The sequence below is a fragment of the Thalassobacterium maritimum genome (assembly GCF_031127805.1).
Classification (GTDB): Bacteria; Verrucomicrobiota; Verrucomicrobiia; order Opitutales; family Coraliomargaritaceae; genus Thalassobacterium; species Thalassobacterium maritimum.
On sequence record NZ_JARXHW010000239.1, the window covers coordinates 1 to 449 of the forward strand.

Consider the following 449-nt stretch of genomic DNA (forward strand, 5'->3'; position numbering starts at 1 on the left):
CAACGCATCGAATACCCTGGAGCGATCTATCATGTGATCAGCCGTGGCAATTACCGCAAGGAGTTGTTCTTGAAGGCGAACACGGGTGAAGCGTTTGAACGCTGCCTATTTGAAGTGGTGAATCGCTGTGGGTGGAAGCTGCACGCGTATGTGATTATGAGTAATCACTTCCACTTGGTGGTTGAGACGCCTGAACCGAATCTAGTTGTTGGCATGAAGTGGCTACAAAGTACCTTTGCGACTCGCTTCAACCGCCTGCGCAAGGAGCGCGGGCACGTTTTTCAGGGGCGTTACAAAGCGATTCTGATTGGCTCGGATCGTCCGCTGTTGGGTTTGGTGGACTATGTTCATCTTAATCCTGTGCGGGCTAAGATTTGCTCTTTCCGCGAGCTAAAGGCCTACGCGCTATCCAGTTATCCGAAATATTTTAGACGTGATGTTCGTTCGGG

General features: G+C 50.8%; 1 protein-coding gene. It reads left to right on the forward strand.

Features of this window, described 5'->3' with window-relative positions:
• Window positions 1-449, forward strand: a 449-nt coding sequence (locus QEH52_RS20200) for a transposase (protein WP_308952767.1), incomplete at both ends; no start/stop codon positions are given.